At 69.3% G+C, this 18838-nt stretch carries 20 protein-coding genes and 1 pseudogene; 6 read left to right on the top strand and 15 right to left on the bottom strand.

The window, feature by feature from the left end; all coding sequences use genetic code 11:
• From AC06E6_RS03655 to AC06E6_RS03625, 7 genes are all read right to left on the bottom strand, one after another.
• A complete protein-coding gene (locus AC06E6_RS03655; protein ID WP_478060366.1) occupies positions 1–2412 on the bottom strand; it encodes an AAA family ATPase in 2412 nt (803 codons plus the stop codon).
• Between the two features lie 109 nt (positions 2413–2521).
• The gene (locus tag AC06E6_RS03650) at positions 2522–3304 is read right to left on the bottom strand and encodes a ferredoxin--NADP reductase (protein WP_161614391.1); all 783 of its coding nucleotides are present in this window, start codon (positions 3302–3304) and stop codon (positions 2522–2524) included.
• Positions 3305–3438: 134 nt separating this feature from the next.
• Positions 3439–5304: an ABC transporter ATP-binding protein gene (locus tag AC06E6_RS03645; protein WP_478060365.1), complete on the bottom strand. Its 1866-nt coding sequence runs from the start codon at positions 5302–5304 to the stop codon at positions 3439–3441.
• Between the two features lie 50 nt (positions 5305–5354).
• Positions 5355–5672, bottom strand: a complete 318-nt coding sequence (locus tag AC06E6_RS03640) for a BON domain-containing protein (RefSeq protein WP_240212725.1) — start codon at positions 5670–5672, stop codon at positions 5355–5357.
• Positions 5673–5733: 61 nt separating this feature from the next.
• A complete protein-coding gene (locus AC06E6_RS03635) occupies positions 5734–6378 on the bottom strand; it encodes a trimeric intracellular cation channel family protein (protein ID WP_240212726.1) in 645 nt (214 codons plus the stop codon).
• 93 nt (positions 6379–6471) lie between these two features.
• On the bottom strand, positions 6472–6918 hold the full coding sequence (locus tag AC06E6_RS03630; protein ID WP_240212727.1) for a carboxymuconolactone decarboxylase family protein: 447 nt from the start codon (positions 6916–6918) through the stop codon (positions 6472–6474).
• A 38-nt stretch (positions 6919–6956) separates the two neighbouring features.
• Entirely contained in the window at positions 6957–7856 is a 900-nt protein-coding gene (locus AC06E6_RS03625) for an RNA polymerase sigma-70 factor (RefSeq protein WP_240212728.1), read from the bottom strand.
• A gap of 232 nt (positions 7857–8088) precedes the next feature.
• On the opposite strand from AC06E6_RS03625, the gene AC06E6_RS03620 reads away from it, so the two are divergent.
• From AC06E6_RS03620 to AC06E6_RS03610, 3 genes are all read left to right on the top strand, one after another.
• Entirely contained in the window at positions 8089–9606 is a 1518-nt protein-coding gene (locus AC06E6_RS03620; RefSeq protein ID WP_161614397.1) for a fumarate hydratase, read from the top strand.
• A 76-nt stretch (positions 9607–9682) separates the two neighbouring features.
• Positions 9683–10003, top strand: coding sequence for a hypothetical protein (locus tag AC06E6_RS03615; protein ID WP_240212730.1), 321 nt, complete (start codon positions 9683–9685; stop codon positions 10001–10003).
• A 99-nt stretch (positions 10004–10102) separates the two neighbouring features.
• Complete coding sequence (locus AC06E6_RS03610; RefSeq protein ID WP_104938743.1) at positions 10103–10738, top strand: glutathione S-transferase family protein; 636 nt, start codon at positions 10103–10105, stop codon at positions 10736–10738.
• A 66-nt stretch (positions 10739–10804) separates the two neighbouring features.
• Here AC06E6_RS03610 and AC06E6_RS03605 read toward each other — a convergent pair whose 3' ends face one another.
• The 4 genes and pseudogenes from AC06E6_RS03605 to AC06E6_RS03590 all read right to left on the bottom strand — a co-directional run bounded on the left by AC06E6_RS03605 (position 10805) and on the right by AC06E6_RS03590 (position 14164).
• A complete protein-coding gene (locus AC06E6_RS03605; RefSeq protein ID WP_161614399.1) occupies positions 10805–11914 on the bottom strand; it encodes a sterol desaturase family protein in 1110 nt (369 codons plus the stop codon).
• 158 nt (positions 11915–12072) lie between these two features.
• Positions 12073–12420, bottom strand: a complete 348-nt coding sequence (gene arsC, locus AC06E6_RS03600) for an arsenate reductase (glutaredoxin) (protein WP_104938745.1) — start codon at positions 12418–12420, stop codon at positions 12073–12075.
• Positions 12421–12425: 5 nt separating this feature from the next.
• Positions 12426–13262: pseudogene (locus tag AC06E6_RS03595) on the bottom strand (phospholipase A); the annotation flags it as partial.
• 416 nt (positions 13263–13678) lie between these two features.
• Positions 13679–14164: a DUF456 domain-containing protein gene (locus tag AC06E6_RS03590; protein ID WP_240212731.1), complete on the bottom strand. Its 486-nt coding sequence runs from the start codon at positions 14162–14164 to the stop codon at positions 13679–13681.
• Between the two features lie 232 nt (positions 14165–14396).
• Here AC06E6_RS03590 and AC06E6_RS03585 point away from each other — a divergent pair, with 232 nt between their 5' ends.
• Positions 14397–14606 (top strand): cold-shock protein, encoded by a 210-nt coding sequence (locus AC06E6_RS03585; protein WP_054665365.1) that lies wholly within the window; start codon positions 14397–14399, stop codon positions 14604–14606.
• A 79-nt stretch (positions 14607–14685) separates the two neighbouring features.
• Here the strand turns inward: AC06E6_RS03585 and AC06E6_RS03580 are convergent, their stop codons facing one another.
• A complete protein-coding gene (locus AC06E6_RS03580) occupies positions 14686–15174 on the bottom strand; it encodes a glycine zipper 2TM domain-containing protein (RefSeq protein ID WP_104938746.1) in 489 nt (162 codons plus the stop codon).
• 109 nt (positions 15175–15283) lie between these two features.
• Complete coding sequence (locus AC06E6_RS03575; protein WP_161614401.1) at positions 15284–15715, bottom strand: cytochrome c; 432 nt, start codon at positions 15713–15715, stop codon at positions 15284–15286.
• A gap of 74 nt (positions 15716–15789) precedes the next feature.
• Here AC06E6_RS03575 and AC06E6_RS03570 point away from each other — a divergent pair, with 74 nt between their 5' ends.
• A complete protein-coding gene (locus AC06E6_RS03570; RefSeq protein ID WP_104938747.1) occupies positions 15790–16581 on the top strand; it encodes a tRNA threonylcarbamoyladenosine dehydratase in 792 nt (263 codons plus the stop codon).
• A 63-nt stretch (positions 16582–16644) separates the two neighbouring features.
• Here AC06E6_RS03570 and AC06E6_RS03565 read toward each other — a convergent pair whose 3' ends face one another.
• Positions 16645–17415: a TatD family hydrolase gene (locus AC06E6_RS03565; protein ID WP_240212732.1), complete on the bottom strand. Its 771-nt coding sequence runs from the start codon at positions 17413–17415 to the stop codon at positions 16645–16647.
• A gap of 3 nt (positions 17416–17418) precedes the next feature.
• Positions 17419–17649, bottom strand: a complete 231-nt coding sequence (locus AC06E6_RS03560; protein ID WP_161614403.1) for a DUF6116 family protein — start codon at positions 17647–17649, stop codon at positions 17419–17421.
• A gap of 159 nt (positions 17650–17808) precedes the next feature.
• On the opposite strand from AC06E6_RS03560, the gene AC06E6_RS03555 reads away from it, so the two are divergent.
• Entirely contained in the window at positions 17809–18633 is an 825-nt protein-coding gene (locus tag AC06E6_RS03555) for a glycine zipper 2TM domain-containing protein (RefSeq protein WP_275692545.1), read from the top strand.
• The last annotated feature ends 205 nt before the right edge of the window (positions 18634–18838 follow it).

Raw genomic sequence — 18838 nt, 5'->3', positions numbered from 1 at the left:
TCAGGCCGGCGTCGCGTCGCCGGCGGCTTCCAGCAGGTCCTGGTGCTGCAGCCGGGTGCGGGTCGGGTCGCCATCCTCCGCCATCGCCCGTTGCAGGGCGCGACGGGTGGCGGCGGTGACCAGCGATTGCAGGTCGCGCCCGGAGCGGCCTTCGGTGGCCGCGGCCAGCGCATCCACCACCTCGTCGACGGCGAAGTCCAGCGGTTTGCCGGCCAGCTGCAGGCGCAGGATGGCGGCACGCGCCCCGGCGTCGGGCAGGCCGATCCGGATCTTCCGCTCCAGGCGCGAGAGCAGCGCGCTGTCGATGGCATCGGGGTGGTTGCTGGCGGCCAGCAGGAACACCTGGCCCTGGCGGGTGCCCACGCCATCCAGCTCCTGCAGCAGCTGTGCGACGATCTCGGCGTTGAGCTTGTCCGAACCTTCGCCGCCGCGTGGCGGGGCGATGGTGTCGATTTCGTCCAGGAACACGATGCACGGTGCCTGCGCGCGCGCTTTCTCGAACAGCTGCTTGACCCGTGCGCCGCCGTCGCCGAGGAACTGGCCCTTCACCTCGGTGGAGGACGCGGCGATGAACGACAGCCCGGACTGGCTGGCCAGCACGCGTGCGATCTGGGTCTTGCCGGTGCCCGGCGGGCCATAGAGCAGGATGCCGCGCGGCACCGGGATGTTCATCCGCGCCAGTTCCTCGGCGTGCAGCAGCTCCTTGCCCAGGCTTTCGAACTCGGCGCGGGTGGAGGCGGGCAGGATCACGTCGTCCCAGCCCAGCGCCTGCACCGAGGTCGAATTCTTGCCGCGCAGGCGCGCGATGGCGGCACTGAAATCCTCCGCCGTCGGGCGCCCGGCCGGGTGGGTGGAGACCACGCTGGTCACCAGCGTGGACAGGTCGCGCCCCGACATGCCGCTGGTCTCGCGCACCAGCGCCTCGGTCACCGGCAGCGCCAGCTGCGCCTTGCCGAACTCCGCCTGCAGGATGCGCTCGCGCGCGGTCGCGTCCGGGGCCGGCAGCTCGATGGACACGGTGAAGCGCGACAGCACCGCATCGTCGATCAGTTCGCGGCGATTGGTGGCGCCGATCACCAGCACGTTGCCACCGCCCTGGTTGAAACCGTCCCATTCGGCGATGAAGGTCTGCACCAGCTCGTTGCCGAAATTGTCGGTGTCGCGGCTGCCGCGGCGCGCGAACGCGCTTTCGCACTCGTCCACGAACAGGATCGTCGGCCCCTTGGCGCGCGCCTGCTCCCACAGCTTCTTGACCTTGGGGCCGGTGTGGCCGATGTGCTCGCCCTTCAGGTCGGCGATGGTGACGGCGACGAAGTTGCAGTCCACGTGCCGGGCCAGCTTGCGCGCGATCAGGGTCTTGCCGGTACCCGGCGGGCCCCACAGCAGCATGCCCTTGGGCAGCGGCGGCTGGCCGGCGGCGAACCGGTCCACCAGCTTGACCACCTGCTCCAGGGTCGCCTCGGGAATGGCCACGTCCTGCCAGTTGGCTTCCATCTTGTCCAGCGAACCCAGGCGGGTGAGCAGCGACTGCAGCACCTGCTGCTCGCGTTCGTGCGGCGCGCTGAGCTGCTGCAGCTCGACGATGGCCGGGGCGAACGGCGCCAGCAGCGGCGCCAGCGTGGCGGCCAGCGGCTCCCAGACGGCACGGTGGCCGTCGACTTCGGCACGGACCCGTACGAAACCGCCTGGATGGCCGTTGAGCGGCAACCGGATGAAGATGTCCGGGTCCTTGTCGGCGGCGATGTCGGTACCCAGGCCGACCATCACCGCGTGGGAATTGTCGTGCTTGTCGGCCAGCTGCCAGCTGATGCCCAGCTTCTCCGCCGACGGTGCCGGTGCGCGCACCACCGGGTAGGGATGCGCGCGGCCGTCCTCATGCTTCCTGCCGAAGGCGTTCAGCTGCAGCTGGCGCTTGCCCAGTTCGTCGATCGAGGCCAGCACCGGGGCGGCGTTGCGTCGTACCAGCCGGCGCCGGCCCAGCCACACCAGCGCGGCGTACAGCGGCAGCGCCGGCGGCACCACGGCGCACAGGCCGAACAGCAGGCTCACCGGGAACGGGAAGCGATAGCTGTACAAAGTGAAGATCTGGCTGAGCTGGAAGTACAGCAGCAGGCTGCCGAGCAGGCCCAGCCAAACCAGCAGCCGGAAGCCACCGGTGCCCAGCGCCGCCTTCAGGCTCAGCGCCGGGCCCAGAGTGCCCTTGCGCGCAGCCTGCAGCGCGTCGCGGCGGGCCTGCGCCAGGCCCTGCTCGAATGCCGGGCGCATGGCCTGGGCGGCCTGGCAGGCGGCAGGGTAGGCAGTGCCGAGCGCCTGCTTGGCGCTGTCGAGGCGTTGCCGGCACTGGGCCAGTTCTTCAAGCAGCACGGTGCGCTGTCGGTCGATGAAGCTGCTGCGTGAAGCGACTGGATCCATGAACTGTGTCCTGTAAAGAAAACGGCCGGATCTTCGTGATCCGGCCGGTACGTTAAACGATCGACAGGACGCTTCAAAGGCGCCGGCTGTCGGTGAATTCCCTACAGCCTCACTTCTCCACGAACGCGCGCTCGAACACGTAGTGCCCCGGCGAACCGATCCGCGGCGAGACCTCGAAGCCGCGTGCGTCCAGCACCGTGCGCAGGTCGGCCAGCATCTGCGGGCTGCCGCAGATCATGAAGCGGTCGTTGGCCGGGTCGAACGCCGGCAGGCCCAGCGTGCGCGGCATCTCGCCGGTTTCGATCAGCGTGGTCAGGCGGCCCTGGTTGCGGAACGGCTCGCGCGTGACCGCCGGGTAGTACAGCAGTTTGTCGCGGACGATGTCGCCGAGGATCTCGTCCTCGAACAGCGCCTTCTCGAAGTACTCGCGGTAGGCCAGGTCGCGCTCGTAACGCACGCCATGGCAGACGATGACCTTCTCGAAGCGCTCGTAGGTCTCCGGGTCCTTGACGATGCTCAGCCACGGCGCCAGGCCGGTGCCGGTACCCAGCAGGTACAGGTGCTTGCCGGGGTGCAGGTCGGAGATCAGCAGGGTGCCGGTGGGCTTCTTGCCGACCAGGATGGTGTCGCCGGGCTTGAGGTGCTGCAGCCGCGAGGTGAGCGGGCCGTCCTGCACCTTGATGCTGAAGAAGTGCAGTTGCTCTTCCCAGTTGGCGCTGGCGATGGAGTAGGCGCGCATCAACGGCCGGCCGCCCTCGTTTTCCAGGCCGATCATCACGAACTGGCCGTTCTCGAAGCGGAAGCCATTGTCACGGGTGGTGGAAAAGCTGAAGTAGGCGTCCGTCCAATGACGGACTTCAAGCACCGTTTCGGTGCCGTAAGCGGAAGACATGCCGGGATTCTTCGGGGGGATGTAAACCTGCACATTCTAGCAAACCGCCCCCGGGCGGCCGTAATGCGACCGTTTGTCGCCCCTGCCGGCGGGGGGCGCTGCTGCCGGCAGGGGCGCCGGCGCGCTGCGCGCGCTCAGCGGTAACCGGCGGCCTGCAGCTCGAACAGTTCGGCGTAGCGCCCGCCCTGGGCCATCAGTTCGGCATGGGTGCCGCTGGCCTCGATGCGGCCGTCGGCCAGCACCAGGATCCGGTCGGCCATGCGCACGGAGGAAAAGCGGTGCGAGATCAGCACCGCGGTGCGCTGTTCGGATAGCTCCTTGAAGCGCTGGAACACCTCGAACTCGGCGCGCGCGTCCAGCGCCGCGGTGGGTTCGTCCAGGATCATCACCTGCGCGTCGCGCATGTAGGCGCGGGCGATGGCGATCTTCTGCCATTGGCCGCCGGACAGGTCCACGCCGTTCTTGAAGCGGCGGCCGATCAACTGCCCATACCCTTCGGGCAGGGCATCGATCACCTCGTCGGCCAGCGCCCGCCGCGCGGCATCGCGGATGCGCGCCGTGTCCGGCATCGCATCGACCTGGCCGACGCCGATGTTCTCGCCCGCCGTCAGGTGGTAGCGCACGAAATCCTGGAAGATCACCCCCATGTTGGCGCGCAGGTCGTCCAGGTCGTAGTCGCGCAGGTCGCGCCCGTCGAGCAGGATGCGGCCTTCGTCCGGGTCGTAGAGCCGTGCCAGCAGCTTGACCAGGGTGGTCTTGCCGGCGCCGTTCTCGCCGACCAGGGCGATCACCTCGCCGGCCCTGAGCTGGAAATCGAGATGCCGCACCGCCCAGCGCTCGGCATCGGGATAGCGGAAGCCCACGTTCTCGAACACGAATCCCTGGCGGATCGGGCGCGGCACCGGCAGCGCATCCGGGCGTGAGCGGATTTCCGGCTCGATGGCGAAGAACGAGAACAGGTCGTCCAGGTACAGCGCCTGCCCGGCGACCTGCGAAAAGCCGGTCAACAGGCCTTCCAGCAGCTGCCGCAGGCGCAGGAAGCTGCCGGACAGGAAGGTCAGGTCGCCGATGCTGAAATCGCCGCGGATCGTGCGCCAGGCGATGTAGGCATAGGCGGCGTAGTAGCCCAGCGTGCCCAGCGCCGCCAGCACCGTGCCCCAGAGCGCACGCTTGCGCGCCAGCCTGCGGTTGGCCTGGTAGAAGCGCCCGGCCAGCAGTTTGTAGCGGTCGATCAGGAACCGGTGGAGGTTGAAGATCTTCACCTCCTTGGCGGTTTCCACGCTGGCGCCGACCTGGCGCAGGTAGTCGAGCTGGCGCCGCTCCGGGGTCCAGCTGTAGTTGAGCGAATAGCCCAGCGTGTTGAAGTGCGACTCGCCCAGGAACGCCGGCACCAGCCCCAGCGCCAGCAGGGCGATCAGCCACGGCGCATAGGCGACCAGGCCGGCGGCGAAGCTGATCACGGTGACCATGTCCTGCGCCTGCCCGAGCAACTGGCTCATCAGGTTCATGCGGCCCATGGTCTGGCGCCGGGCGCGGTCGAGCTTGTCCTGCAGCTCCGGGTCCTCGAAATCCTCCAGGTCCAGTTCGGCGGCGTGTTCCATCAGGCGCACGCTGGTGGCGTTGGTGAACAGCTCCGACAACAGGGTGTCGGCATAGCTGACCACCCGCCCCAACAGGTCCGAGGCGATGGCGATGCCCAGCTCCAGTGCCAGCAGCTCCAGCAGCGTGTCCAGCTGGCCGCTGGCCAGCGCCTCGCCCAGTGGCGGCATGGCACCGGCGCCGGCCAGGCGCACCGCCTCGTCGATGATCAGCTTGCCGACGTACAGCATCGCCACCGGCAGCAGCGCGCGCAGCAGGCGCAGGCACAGGCTGGCCAGGGTCAACCCCGGGCTGGTCTGCCATACCTGCCGCAGGAACGGCGGCAGGTTGCGCATGGCGTTCATGCGCTCGCGGAAACTGGGGCGTTTGCCGGAGGCGGAAGCGGGCGACGCGGGCGGCATGCGGGGCTCGTGCGAGGGGGCCGGCTCAGGTTAACCGTTGCCGCCGGGGTTCAGCCGTTCCCGTCCTGGCCGGTGGCGCCGCCGTGCGCGGCACCATCGCCGTCCGGGTCGTCGCGCACCGCACGGCCGTGCGGGCCGAAGGAATGGCTGCCGCTGTCGATGTTGAGGTGGCTGCGTACGCCGCGGACGCCGTCGATCGCCGCCACCGTGGCTTCCACCTGCCGCCTGGTCGCCGCGTCGGGTACGTCGCCGGAGAGCGTGACGTGGCCCTCGCTGACCTGTACCAGCACCTGCGAAAAACGGCCCTGGGCACCCAGCGTGCGCACTACTTCGTCACCGATCAGCGTATCGGAACGTTCCGCGGCCATGGCCGTCTCCTGCGGGAAGGGGGTTCCACCATGGCGCAGGCGGCGTGAGCGCGCCGTCACCTCAGCGGCGTGGGCCTTCCGGCGGCGGCGGGTCGGAGGACTGCAGCGCGACCGGCAGGTGCCAGCCATAGTGCATGGCCATCATCCGCAGCCCGAAGCACAGGCCGGCGCCGGCCAGCGCACACGGCAGCGGCGGCAGCCCGAGCCAGTAGCCGAGCGCCACCACCGCGGCGCCGGCCAGCGCGGCCACGGCGTACAGCTCGGCCTGCAGCACCAGCGGTACCTGCGCCAGCAGCACGTCGCGGGCGATGCCGCCGCCGATGCCGGTGAGCATGCCCAGCGCTGCGGCCATCGGCGGGGCGATGCCGAAGGCCAGCGCCTTCTGCGTGCCGGCCACCGCGAACAGCGCCAGGCCCATCGCGTCGAACATGCGCACCGGGTACTGCAGGCGTTCGATCAGCGGCGCCCAGAAAAAGGTCACGATGCCAGCGGCCAGGGTGATGGCCGGGTAGCGCCAGTCGCTGATCGCCGCCACCGGGGTGGCGCCGATCAGCAGGTCACGGGTGATGCCACCGGCCAATGCAGCAGCGAACGACAGCACCAGCACGCCGAAGATGTCCAGCCGCCGGCGTACCCCCATCGTCGCCCCGGACAGGGCGAAGACGAAGGTGCCGATGAGGTCGAGGATCAGTACCAGGGTTCCCATGCGGCGGTATTGTGCGGCCTGCCGCCGGCGGCGGCCATCGGCAGGGGGCGCGGGCGGAAGCGCCGCCCCTCCGCGGGAAGCGGCCGGGGCCGGTCAGGGCAGCGGCGGCAGCAGGCCGGCGCCGAGACGGTTCCAGGCATTGATGACGGCCACGGCCATGCTCAGGTCGCTGATGCCCTTGGCATCGAAATGCGGCGCCAGCGCGTCGAACGCAGCCTGCGACGGTGCGCCGTCGGGCAGGCGGGTCAGGGCTTCGGCCCAGCCCAGCGCGGCGCGCTCGCGTTCGTCGAAGAAGCGGCTTTCGTGCCAGGCCGGCAGGGTGTCCAGCTTGCGCGGCTCGATCCCGGCCTTGCGCAGCGAGGTGGCGTGCATGTCCATGCAGTAGCCGCAGCCGTTGATCTGCGAGACGCGCAGGAACACCAGTTCCAGCAGGTCGTGCTCCAGCGACGCCGAGTGCACGGCCTGGCTGGTCGCCAGCAGGGCCTTGAACGCATCGGCGGCCAGGCGGGTGTAGGGAACGCGGGGGGAAGTGCTGCTCATCGTGAGGGGTTCCAGTTGGCGGTCGGCAGTGGCCGCCTTCATTGCAAGGACGCGCCCGCGTCGCCGGCCGTGACAAGGGCGCGCAGTTTGTGCGGGTTGAGCACGCTGTAGATGCGCGCGATGCGGTCGCCATCGACCACGATGGTGGTGACCGAATGCAGGTGGTCGCCCTCGAAACGCAGGATCGCCGGCTCGCCGTTGACGCTGCCCAGACGCGCCGGATGGGCGCTGCCGCGGCGCGCGATGGCCCAGAACAGCTGGCCGATGCGCTCGGCGCCGAGCAGCGGCCGGATCGCCGCGGTGACCACCCCGCCGCCGTCGGAGATCAGCTGCGCGTTGGCGTGCAGCAGGGCCTGGATGGCGGCGTTGTCGCCCTGCTGCGAGGCCTCCATGAACCGCGCCAGCAGCCGCCGGTGCTGGCCGGCATCGGCGCAGAAGCGCGGCCGCCCTTCCTGCAGGCGCCTGCGCGCGCGGTGCACCAACTGGCGGCAGTTGGCTTCGCTGTGGCCGAGCAGGCCGGCGATGACCGCATAGTCGTGGTCGAACGCCTCCTTGAGCAGGAAGGCAGCGCGCTCCTCCGGGCCAAGCTGCTCGAGCAGGGCCAGGAAGGCCAGCGACACGTCCTCGGCCAGGGCGTGGACCTGGGCGGGATCGGGTGCGGGTGGAAGGTCGGCGGCGATGTGCAGCGGTTCGGGAAGCCAGGGCCCCACGTAGTCCAGGCGCTGGCGCGTGGCCGCGCGCAGCCGGTCCAGGCCGAGCCGGGTGGTGGCGGTGACCAGCCAGGCCTGCGGATCAGCGATGGCGGTGGCATCGGCCCCGGCCCAGCGCAGCCAGGCGTCCTGGACCACGTCCTCGGCGTCGGCGCGGCTGCCGAGCAGGCGGTAGGCCAGCGCCAGCAGGCGCGGGCGGTGGTGCTGGAAGGTGTCGGTCATGTCCATGCGGCAAGGACGCGGCAGCGCGCGCCGGCGTGACAGCGGGAGCGGTTACTTTGCCTCACCGGCCGGCCGGCGGCCGCGGACGGTGCGTTGCAGAGCCGCCATGGCCCGCAGGGCGGACAGGAAACCGCCGGGAGCGGTTTCCAACATCGCGCGGCGATGGCCCGCAGGGCGCCCGCCATGGATGGCAGGGCGTAAAATGCCCGGCTCAACCCCCGCCAGCCTCGAGCAAGCCGTGACATCGATCAAGCAGGAAGACCTCATCCAGTCCATCGCCGACGCGCTGCAGTACATCTCGTACTACCACCCGGTCGACTACATCAAGAACCTGGCCGCGGCCTACGAGCGCGAGGAGTCGCCGGCGGCGAAGGAGGCGATGGCGCAGATCCTGATCAACTCGCGCATGTGCGCCGAGGGCCACCGCCCGATCTGCCAGGACACCGGCATCGTCACCGTGTTCCTGGAAATCGGCATGAACGTGCGCTGGGACGACGCCACCATGGGTGTGGAGGACATGGCCAACGAGGGCATCCGCCGCGCCTACGCCTACCCGGACAACAAGCTGCGCGCTTCGGTGCTGGCCGACCCGGCCGGCAAGCGCACCAATACGAAGGACAACACCCCGGGCGTGGTCAACGTCAAGGTCGTGCCTGGTGACACCGTGGAGGTGATCGTCGCGGCCAAGGGCGGCGGTTCGGAGGCCAAGAGCAAGTTCGCCATGCTCAACCCGTCCGACTCCATCGTCGACTGGGTGCTCAAGACCGTGCCGACCATGGGCGCGGGCTGGTGCCCGCCGGGCATGCTCGGCATCGGCATCGGCGGCACCGCCGAGAAGGCGATGCTGCTGGCCAAGGAGGCGCTGATGGAGCCGATCGACATCAACGAGCTCAAGGCCCGCGGCCCGTCCAACCGTGCCGAGGAGCTGCGCCTGGAGCTGTACGACAAGGTCAACGCGCTGGGCATTGGCGCGCAGGGCCTGGGCGGCCTGACCACGGTGCTGGACATCAAGGTCAAGGACTACCCGACCCACGCCGCCAACCTGCCGGTGGCGATGATCCCGAACTGCGCCGCCACCCGCCACGCGCACTTCACCCTGGACGGCAGCGGCCCGGTGATGCTGGATCCGCCGTCGCTGGAAGACTGGCCGCAGATCACCTACGACGCCTCCAAGGGCACCCGCGTCGACCTGGACACCATCACCCCGGAAGAAGTGGCCAGCTGGAAGCCGGGCCAGACCCTGCTGCTCAACGGCAAGCTGCTGACCGGCCGCGACGCCGCGCACAAGCGCATGGTCGACATGCTCAACAGGGGCGAGCCGCTGCCGGTGGACCTGAAGGGCCGCTTCATCTACTACGTCGGCCCGGTCGATCCGGTGCGCGACGAGGTGGTGGGCCCGGCCGGCCCGACCACGGCGACCCGCATGGACAAGTTCACCCGCCAGATCCTGGAGCAGACCGGCCTGCTGGGCATGGTCGGCAAGGCCGAGCGCGGCCCGGCCGCGATCGACGCGATCCGCGACAACAAGTCGGCGTACCTGATGGCGGTCGGCGGTTCGGCCTACCTGGTGTCCAAGGCGATCAAGGCCTCGAAGGTGGTCGGGTTCGCCGACCTGGGCATGGAGGCGATCTACGAGTTCACCGTGCAGGACATGCCGGTGACGGTGGCGGTCGATTCCACCGGCGAGTCGGTGCACACCACCGGCCCGCGCGAATGGCAGGCCCGCATCGGCAAGATCCCGGTGGTCGTGGAGTAAGGTGCGGCCGCCCTGGCGGTGTCTTCGAAGCGGCCCGGGCGTATGCTCGGGCCGTTTCTCTTTGAGGCGTGCAGACATGCGTAAAGGGCTGTGGGCGGTGCGGGTGGGCGTCACCCTGCTGATGGCGGGGTGCTCCAGTGACGGCGGGTGGCGCGATCCACCGCGCGACGACCCGGCCGCATGCGTGAACCACTGCCAGAGCGCCTATCAGCGCTGCAACGCCAATCCACGCGGCTACGGCGATTGCGGCCAGGCCAGCCGCGACAACCAGTGCGACACGATCACCAACCCCGAACTGCGCGGCGCCTGCCAGACCTCGCAGGCGTTCTGCCAGAACCGCTCGGCGGCCGCGGTCTGCGGCGAGCGGCTGAACAGCTGCATGGCCGGCTGCAACTGAGCGGCCACCCGCCGCCGCGGGCCTGGGCGGGCGGGGGGCAGTCGCGGCGCGGCGGCCGCGGCGACGCTAAGATGGCGCACCACTGCCAGGGAGAGCCGCATGTCCGTCGTCCTGTATGGATCGCAAAGTACCGCTTCACTGGTGGTGCACTGGTTGTTGATCGAACTGGGCATCGAGCATGAGCTGCACCAGCTCGATTTCGAGCGGCGCGAGCAGAAGTCGCCCGGTTACCTGGCGATCAATCCGGCCGGCCGGGTGCCGACGCTGCTGATTGATGGCCAGGTGCTGACCGAGTCGGCCGCCATCGCCATGCACCTGGCCGACCTGCACCCGCAGGCGGGCCTGGCGCCGGCCCCCGGCACCGCGGCGCGCGGCGCGTACTACCGCTGGATGTGTTTCTGCGTCTACACCCTGATGCCGGCCTACCGGGCGTGGTTCTATCCGCATGAACCGGCCGGCGAGGGCAACATCGACGCGGTGAAGGGGCGTGCCCGGGTGCAGCTGGAGGCGGCCTGGCAGCAGGTGGCCGATCACCTGCAGGACGAGGGGCCGTACATGCTCGGCGCGCAGCTCTCGGTGGTGGACTTCATGATGACCATGCTGATGCGCTGGTCGCGCAACATGCCGTGCCCGAGCGACGCCTGGCCGGTGCTGGCCGCGCATGCGCGGCGGATGAAGGACCGCCCCGCGCTGGCCGAGGTCTACCGCCGCGAGGGTATCAGCGACTGGACCTGAACCCGCGCCGCGGCCGTTGCCCGCCCATGTGGGCGCGCTGCCGGGCACGGGCCTGCCGGGAGCGGCTCAATCCACGTAGTCGTCGAATTTGCGGCCGCCCTGGAACGGCATCAGGTGCTGGCGCACGATGCCCTTGGGCACCGTTTCCAGTTTCATCACGCCGTACTCCTGCGGCCACTGCGCCGGGTCGCGCGGCAGCTTGAAGGTGCCCATCAGCATGTCCACCAGCGGCAGGTGGATGGCGTAGTTCACGTCCACGTATTCCCGCTGCCGGGCGTGGTGCCAGTGGTGATAGCGCGGCAGCACCACCAGGTATTCCAGCCAGCCGAAGCGGAGCCCGAGGTTGGCATGGGCCAGCACCGCCTGCAGCCCGACCAGGATCACGTAGGCGTTCACCGCCGGGGTCGAGAAGCCCAGCACCAGCAGTGGCAGCAGCACCGCGCTGCGGGTCATCACGATCTCGACGATATGGATGCGCGAGCCGGCCAGCCAGTCCATGTGCCGGCTGGAATGGTGCACGGCGTGGAAGCGCCATAGCCACGGGATGTTGTGGTACGCGCGGTGCAGCAGCGCCTGCGCCATGTCGGCCACGAACACCGCGATCAGGAACTGTGCCCAGACCGGCAGCGACTGGATCGCCGCCTTCAGCGCCGGGAACGCGGCCAGCCCGGCGAGGGTGGAGGTGGAGGCGGTGACCAAGATCAGGATGAACTGCACCAGCACGTGGCTCATGAAGAAATAGGCCACGTCGGTGCGCCAGCCCGGGCGCAGCGGCGACAGCATGCGCTTGCCCAGGTAACGCTCCAGCGGCACGAACACCAGCGCCGAGAAGAACAGCGACAGCACGAACCAGTCCAGTCCCAGCGAATAAGGGGTTTGTCCGATCGCGTCGAACTGCACGTTGGTGCCGCCCAGCAACACCGCGAGGGTCGCGCTGCCGACGCCGATCGTGGCGATGCGCTTGTTGCGGTCGCGCAGGATGGCCAGCGTGCCCAGCACGAACGCGGCGGCCAGGCCGACCAGCAGCAGGTGGCGGGCGAACTGTTCGTTGTAGACGGCGCGGAACTCGCGGCTGGTCAGCAGTTCGGGAAAGTGGAAGCAGGCCACCGCCATCAGGCTCAGCAGCCCCAGCAGCGCGGACGCGTGGGCGAAGAAGGAGCGGTGCGGTCGGGCCATGCGCGGACTTCCTGTCGAGGGGCCGCGCGATTCTGCCTGTACCCGGCGAAGGGCCACAAGCCCGGCCCTGCCGGGTGCAGGGCGCGCGCTGGCGGCAGGCGGCGGCATTGCCCGCCGCCGCGGAGGCCTGCGCCGTTGCCGGCGCGTGCCCGCGAGGACTACAGCAGCGTGCGCACCGTCTCCGGCGGGCGGCACAGCGCGGTGCCCTTGGGCGTGCGCACGATCGGCCGGTTGATCAGCGCCGGGTGCATCGCCATCGCCTCGACCAGCGCCGCCTCGTCGTCGAGCCGGTCGGCCAGCCCCAGTTCGGCATAGGCGGGCTCCTTGCTGCGCAGCAGCGCGCGCGCGGGGATGCCCATCTCATCGAGCAGCTGGCGCAGGGTGGCCGGGTCGGGCGGCGTGGCCAGGTAGTCGATGACCTCGATGTCGGCGCCGGCCTGCTGCAGCAGGGCCAGCGCGCCGCGCGAATTCGAACAGCGGTTGTTGTGCCAGATCGTTGCTTTCATTGCCTTCAGAACCATTCCAACAGCGAGACGCCAACGCCGACATAGGTGGCGCGGTGGTTGTAGTCGATCATGCTTTCGCCATAGCCGTCGAACACCTGGACGTGGCCGCGCAGCAGCCGGCTGAGCGGGAAGCCATAGTCCAGCTGTACCGAACCGTGCGAGCGGTCGCCACCGCGCAGCGAATGGCGCGCGGTCACCGAGAACTCGTGGCCGTTGCGGTTGTAGACCACGGTGGCGTCGCCGCGGCCGATGTAATCCTCGATGTCCGGGTTGTTGTCGTCGCGGCCGTTCTCCGGGATGCGATACCAGGGCCGCAGCATGATCGCCCAGTTGTCACGGTCCAGGCCGACGTTCAGGATCACCCGGTTCCAGCTGCGCGACAGCGGGTCGCTGCGGCCATTGGACTGGTGGTTGAGGCTGATGCCGGTCATGCGCCCGTTCCAGCCGAACAGCGAATAGCCGTTGCGGAACACCAGCATGGCCTCGGGCTCGTAGTTGGTCTCGCGGAACGGGCGCGAGATCTCGCTGTTGTAGGCCTGCCAGCGCGAACTCTGGGTATAGCCGACCCAGATGTCGCCGTTGTCGCCGAACAGGTTCTCGGCGACCTTGGTCTTGAAGCTGAGCTGGAACTTCAGTTCGGTGGCGTCCAGGTCCTCGGCCTCGGTCGCGGTGTTGGCCGGGTTGGGCGAGTGCGGCAACCGGTTCGGCTTGCTGCTCCAGAACGCGGGCAGCAGGTACACCGGCTTGTAGGCGCGCAGCTGGAACAGGCCGAGCTTGGAGTCTTTCGCCAGCTCCCAGCGGCTGTCCAGCATCGACCCCCGGCCAGCGTTGGCCACGGCCGAGGCCAGGTCGTCATGGGCGAACAGCTCGTTGCGTCGTGGCAGCGGCTGCTCGGCCTCGCGGGCGCTGGCCTTGGCCTCCTTGAGCGTCTGCTGCGCGGCGCTGGCCGCGGCGTCCGCGGCCCGGGTATCGGCCGGGGTGCGGCCGAGCGCGCTGTCGTAGCAGCTCAGGCGGGCAGCGTCCGAATCCAGGGCGAAACAGGCCTGCGGCGAAGCGGGCGTGGTGATCGACTCCTGCGCCAGGACGGCGGCGGAGCAGCCCGACAGGGCCAGCAGCAGGGCGGGGCGGGCGCGGGAGATGTGCATGCGGGAACGGTCCATCGGTACAAAGGGCAGGCGCCCTGCGGCCAGGGCGTGATCCAGGGGGATTGTCGGTCATCCCCGTGTGCAGCGGGAGTCATGGGTGCCGTACCCGCGGTTCAGACGAACCAGGCGACGGCGAATACCCCGAGCATGGCCACCGCCAGCCCGAGCTTGAGCGCGACGCCCAGCACGATGCCCAGCCAGGTGCCCAGGCCCACCCGGGCAGCCTGGCCCAGCCGGCGGCCATGCAGGTATTCGCCGAGCAGGGCGCCCACGAAGGGGCCGGCGAACAGCCCGACCGGCATGAAGAACAGCCCGACGACGGTGCCCAGCACCGACCCGGCCAGCGCCAGCCGGCTGGCGCCGAGCCGTTGCGCCCCCAGGGTGGTGGCGAGTACGTCGATCACGATGGACAGTGCGGTCAGGGCGCCCAGCACCACCAGCGGCAGCCAGCCGACGTGGGCAAACCCGTCGGTCCAGGCCGCCACCAGCAGGCCGGCGAAAACCAGCGGCAGCCCGGGCAGCGCGGGCAGGATCACGCCGGCCAGGCCGACGAGAACGAGCACGGCCGCTAGCAGATACAATATGAATGAATAGTCCATGCAGGTTCCGGGGGAGGACCAAAAGGGGTTGACAAGATTGTCTTTCCCCGATTGATTTTTGGTTATGGTCGGGTTAAGTTTCAGCCGCTGAGCTTGGCAAGGTCACCGTGAATCGTGGCCTGATGGGTAGATCGCATGATTTGCTGCATCGTTGCACCTCGCTTCCTCCTTGCAGTCAGCCGCCTTCCGGGGCGTATCCATCAAACGAGAGAGCAACAGGGAGTCAGTCGAGATGTCCGATCGCGAAACCGGCATTGTCAAGTGGTTCAATGACGCCAAGGGCTTCGGCTTCATCAGCCGCGAGAATGGCGAAGACGTGTTTGTGCACTTCCGCGCCATCCAGACCCAGGGCTTCAAGAGCCTGAAGGAAGGCCAGAAGGTCACCTTCACCGTGGTGCAGGGGCAGAAGGGCCTGCAGGCTGACGCCGTGCAGCCGGTCTGATACCACACGCGGTACCGCAGAAAGGAAAAGGCCCGCGGATGCGGGCCTTTTCCGTGCGCTCCATGCGGGTGGGCCGGGCTCAGCGCAGCACCACGCGGCCGTTGACCACGCGCACGTAGGTGTTCTCGCGGATGCCGCCCAGGTCCTTCTGGTTGACCACGATCACCCGGCCGTCGTCCATCCGCACCTGGATGTCGTAGGAATTGCCGGTGACGTTCTGCTGGATCTTGTTGCCGGCCAGCGCACCGGCCGCCGCGCCGGCCGCCGCGGAGATGTTCTGGTTGCCCTTGCTGCCGCCGGTGTGGCTGGAGATTTCATGGCCGGCCACGGCGCCGACGATGCCGCCGAGGATGGCGCCGGTGGCCGAGGGTGCGGTGCGGCCCGAGGCCACCGTGTCGATGCGGGTGACGATGCCGCAATCGGCGCAGCGGGTGGTGTTGTAACCGCCGTTGTTGTAGCCGCCATTGTTGTAGCCACCGCCATAGCTGCCGCCATAGCCCGGGGAGGTCGCGCAGCCGGCCAAGGCCAGGCTGGCGATGGCGCCCGCAGCGATCAACTGGATCTTCATGGTGATTCTCCTTGCCAGATGGGTAGCGGGTATGGCCATACCCGGCACGGTGAATCCTCCCTTTTCACGCGTGAATGGCGAGCCAACCACGCGTGAAACCCGGGTCGAATCACCTGAAATCCTGGTGGCAGGCCTTGCAGTCGTTTCCAAGCTGTTCAGTGACCGCGGCCAGTGCGGTGCAGTCGGCCGGGGGCGCGGCCAGGGCGTCGTTCAAGGTCGCGCGGAAGCGGCTTGCATGCTGCTGGAAGCGCGCATCGTCGCGCAGGCCGGGGAAGGCCAGGTCCAGGTCGTTGGTCAGCAGGCGCAGGGTCTGCAGGCGCGGGGTCGAGTCGTTGATCGTGCAGCGGTTCTGCTTGCGGCTGTCGCCCAGCAGCTGGGACTGGCGTGCCATGACATTCATCAGGCTGTGCGGGAACGGATCCTGCCGCGCCTGGATGGCCCGCATCGCCATCACGGTGGCGACCCCGCCGATCAGCAGGCCGGCGATCAGCACGAACAGGTAGCGGGATGCGTTGGACTGGGTGCGGCTGGGTTCGGTCATGGGCCCGGGCTCCTTGGGGAATGCACCGATGGTACGACGCACGGCACGTTTGCGGCCACGTTTAGAATGCGCGGATGAAAGCACAACTGCGCGAACGTTTCGCCGGCATCGACCGGCTGTATGGCGCCGGCGCCATCGAACGGCTGTCCGCCAGCCGGGTGGCGGTGATCGGCATGGGCGGCGTCGGGTCCTGGGTGGTGGAGGCGCTGGTGCGTTCGGCGGTCGGCCACCTGACCCTGATCGACGCCGACGACATCTGCGTGTCCAACACCAACCGGCAGCTGCCGGCGATGGCCGGCCAGTACGGGCGCAACAAGGCGGTGGCGATGGCCGAGCGCTGCCGTGCGATCAACCCTGATGCCAGCATCGAACCGGTGCAAGCATTCCTGACCGCAGCCAACATGGCCGAGCTGCTGGATCGCGGTTTCGACCTGGTCATCGACGCCTGTGACAGCTTCCGGGTGAAGGTGGAGGCCATCGCCTGGTGCCGGCGCCGCAAGCTGCCGTTGATCACGGTGGGCGCGGCGGGCGGCCGCACCGACCCGACCCTGGTGCGGGTGCGCGATGTGTCGCGCACCGAGCACGACGCGATGCTGGCGCTGATCCGCAAGAAGCTGCGCGGCGAATTCAACTTCCCCAAGAACCCGCAACGCTATTTCGGCGTACCGGCGGTGTATTCGCTGGAGAACGTGAAATACCCGCAGGCCGATGGCAGCGTCTGCGGGCTGCGCCCCAACCTGGGTGCCGACGCGGCGCTGAAGCTCGATTGCGGTGCCGGCCTCGGCGCGGCGACCCACATCACCGGCGCGTTCGCTTTCGCCGCGGTCGGCAAGGCCCTGGAAATGCTGCTCAAGCCGAAGGCCTGATCACGCCGTGGCGCGGCAACCGGCATCGGCCCGCGCCGTTGTCATGGTCGCCGGCGCCGCGGATCATGCAGGCGGCAGCTTGAACAGGCGCCGCGCGTTCTCGCTGGTGCGAGCGGCGATCTCCTCCACCGTTTGCCCGCGCAGGCCGGCGATGGCCGCGGCCACGGCGGGCAACCGCGCCGGTTCGTTACGCTGGCCGCGGATGGCGGCATCGGGCTGGTCGGGCGCGTCGGTTTCCAGCAGCAGGAACTCCAGCGGCATGGTCGCCACCAGCGTGCGCAGGCGGTTGGCGCGCGGGTAGGTGAGCGGCCCACCCAGGCCGACCAGGAAGCCCAGGTCCCACAGTTGCCGCGCCTGTTCCGGGCTGCCGGAGAAACTGTGGACGACCCCGCGCAGGCCGCCCACGCGGCGCAGGGTGTGGATCACTTCCTCGGTGGCACGGCGGGCATGCACGATCACCGGCAGCCCGGTCTCCCGCGCCAACTGCAGCTGCGCGTGGAAGTACTGGCGCTGGGTGTCGGCGTCCAGGCCTTCGACGAAGAAGTCGAGCCCGCACTCGCCGATGGCACAGGGCGCCTCGCGCTCCACCCAAGCGCGCAGCGCATCCAGATGCGGCGGGCGATGCTCGGCCAGGAACATCGGGTGCAGGCCGTAGGCCGGATGCAGTGCGGGGTTGGCGGCGCAGGCCTGGCGCAGCCCGGGCCAGCCCGCCGCGGTGACCGCCGGCACCACCATCGCCGCCACGCCGGCGGCGCCGGCGCGCGCCAGCACCGCGTCACGGTCGCCATCGAACGCCGGGGCGTCCAGGTGGCAATGGCTGTCCACCAACTGCATGGTTCAGCGCTTGCGCGGCAGCGCGGGCGGCTCGACGGCGGCAACCGGGTTCTTGCGCCGCTTCCAGTTGGCCAGCAGCAGGGTACCCAGGCCGAACAGGATCTCGTCGATGAAGGGCACCGGGTCAGGCAGCAGCAGGCTCAGCACGAACAGGCCGGCCGTGATCTTGAACAGGGTCGGGTAGCGCAACTTGCGCGCCCATTCCATGAAGGGCAGCAGCAGGGGACTGGACATGGGGGGATCCTTGGCGGCGGGGCGGGGGCGGCAGGTGCAATATTGCGACAGCCGGCCGGCATTTCACGAGCGGCCGGGTCCGTGCGATGCCTTCGTTCAGGTTTATCGTGCTGGAATTGCGCGCAGGTCAACAGGCGGACGACCCGCTGGGAGCAGACGATGAAGAGCAACACGACTACTGTTCTGGTGGCTGCCGGTGCCCTGCTGGTGGGAGGCATCGCCACGGCGGCGTTCATGAGCACCCGTGACAAGGCCTTACCGCTGGCGCCGGGCCAGGCGCCGGTACTGGACAACACCCCGCTGGCCGATGACGCCGCGGCCGGCAACGCGCTGGCGCCGCAGCAGGGCATGCTGGAGTACGCCGACGTACTCAAGGTCGAGCCGGTGACCCGCAGCGAACCGGCCTACGCCACGGTCATCGGCAGCGAGCCGGTCCGCGAAACCTCCACCACCACGGTGCCGCGCGAGGTGTGCGAGGACGTGGTGGTGCAGGAGCGCCTGCCCGAGCGCGATGGCAACGTCGGCGGCACCGTGGCCGGCGCGGTCATCGGCGGCCTGCTGGGCAACCAGGTGGGCAAGGGCGACGGGCGCAAGGCGGCGACCGCGGCCGGCGCCGTGGCCGGTGGCGTGATCGGCAACCAGATCGACAAGCGCCATGTCGGCGGCCGCGTGGTGCAGCGTACCGAGCGCCAGTGCCATACCGAGCAGACCGCGTCGGAATCGTCGCGGGTCACCGGCTACAACGTCACCTACCGCAAGGCCGACGGCAGCACCGGCAGCATGCGAATGGACAAGCAGCCGGGCAGCCGCATCGCCCTGGGCAATGCCAGCCGCACCGTCGGCTATGACGTCACCTACCGTTTCAACGGCCAGGAAAAGAAGGTGCGGATGGATGACAAGCCGGCCAGCGACCGCCTGCCGGTGATCGACGGCCAGGTGGTGACGCAGACCGCCGCGGTGGATGCCGCGGCCGCCCGCCGCTGAGTTCCCCGCGGGAAGGCGTCCGCTTCCCACACCCGCACGCTTCAGGCAGCGCCCCGCATCGGGGCGCTGTTTTCATCTGCCATCGGCGGCGGCAATTCGGCGGCGGCAAGAGTGGCAGTGCAGAGCACGGCGGGGCGGCGAGAAGCCGTAAAAAAAACAGGCCCCGGTTTCCCGGGGCCTGTCATGGATCACGCGGTCGCCCGAC

The sequence above is a fragment of the Stenotrophomonas sp. Steno-Z10-HUANG genome, from assembly GCF_056393075.1.
Note: the sequence above shows the minus strand (reverse complement) of the source record. Positions and strands in the feature narration are given on the sequence as shown.

Bases quoted from the DNA above. Each gene is read 5' to 3' on its own strand.
- AC06E6_RS03625 (WP_240212728.1), bottom strand. From the start codon at position 7,856: ATGGACATGACCGACACCTTCCAGCACCACCGCCCGCGCCTGCTGGCG.
- AC06E6_RS03590 (WP_240212731.1), bottom strand. From the start codon at position 14,164: ATGGACTATTCATTCATATTGTATCTGCTAGCGGCCGTGCTCGTTCTC.
- AC06E6_RS03570 (WP_104938747.1), top strand. From the start codon at position 15,790: ATGAAAGCACAACTGCGCGAACGTTTCGCCGGCATCGACCGGCTGTAT.
- AC06E6_RS03640 (WP_240212725.1), bottom strand. From the start codon at position 5,672: ATGGCCGCGGAACGTTCCGATACGCTGATCGGTGACGAAGTAGTGCGC.
- AC06E6_RS03615 (WP_240212730.1), top strand. From the start codon at position 9,683: ATGCGTAAAGGGCTGTGGGCGGTGCGGGTGGGCGTCACCCTGCTGATG.
- AC06E6_RS03585 (WP_054665365.1), top strand. From the start codon at position 14,397: ATGTCCGATCGCGAAACCGGCATTGTCAAGTGGTTCAATGACGCCAAG.
- AC06E6_RS03575 (WP_161614401.1), bottom strand. From the start codon at position 15,715: ATGACCGAACCCAGCCGCACCCAGTCCAACGCATCCCGCTACCTGTTC.
- AC06E6_RS03630 (WP_240212727.1), bottom strand. From the start codon at position 6,918: ATGAGCAGCACTTCCCCCCGCGTTCCCTACACCCGCCTGGCCGCCGAT.
- AC06E6_RS03605 (WP_161614399.1), bottom strand. From the start codon at position 11,914: ATGGCCCGACCGCACCGCTCCTTCTTCGCCCACGCGTCCGCGCTGCTG.
- AC06E6_RS03645 (WP_478060365.1), bottom strand. From the start codon at position 5,304: ATGCCGCCCGCGTCGCCCGCTTCCGCCTCCGGCAAACGCCCCAGTTTC.
- AC06E6_RS03565 (WP_240212732.1), bottom strand. From the start codon at position 17,415: ATGCAGTTGGTGGACAGCCATTGCCACCTGGACGCCCCGGCGTTCGAT.
- arsC (WP_104938745.1), bottom strand. From the start codon at position 12,420: ATGAAAGCAACGATCTGGCACAACAACCGCTGTTCGAATTCGCGCGGC.
- AC06E6_RS03580 (WP_104938746.1), bottom strand. From the start codon at position 15,174: ATGAAGATCCAGTTGATCGCTGCGGGCGCCATCGCCAGCCTGGCCTTG.
- AC06E6_RS03635 (WP_240212726.1), bottom strand. From the start codon at position 6,378: ATGGGAACCCTGGTACTGATCCTCGACCTCATCGGCACCTTCGTCTTC.
- AC06E6_RS03650 (WP_161614391.1), bottom strand. From the start codon at position 3,304: ATGTCTTCCGCTTACGGCACCGAAACGGTGCTTGAAGTCCGTCATTGG.
- AC06E6_RS03610 (WP_104938743.1), top strand. From the start codon at position 10,103: ATGTCCGTCGTCCTGTATGGATCGCAAAGTACCGCTTCACTGGTGGTG.
- AC06E6_RS03560 (WP_161614403.1), bottom strand. From the start codon at position 17,649: ATGTCCAGTCCCCTGCTGCTGCCCTTCATGGAATGGGCGCGCAAGTTG.
- AC06E6_RS03655 (WP_478060366.1), bottom strand. From the start codon at position 2,412: ATGGATCCAGTCGCTTCACGCAGCAGCTTCATCGACCGACAGCGCACC.
- AC06E6_RS03555 (WP_275692545.1), top strand. From the start codon at position 17,809: ATGAAGAGCAACACGACTACTGTTCTGGTGGCTGCCGGTGCCCTGCTG.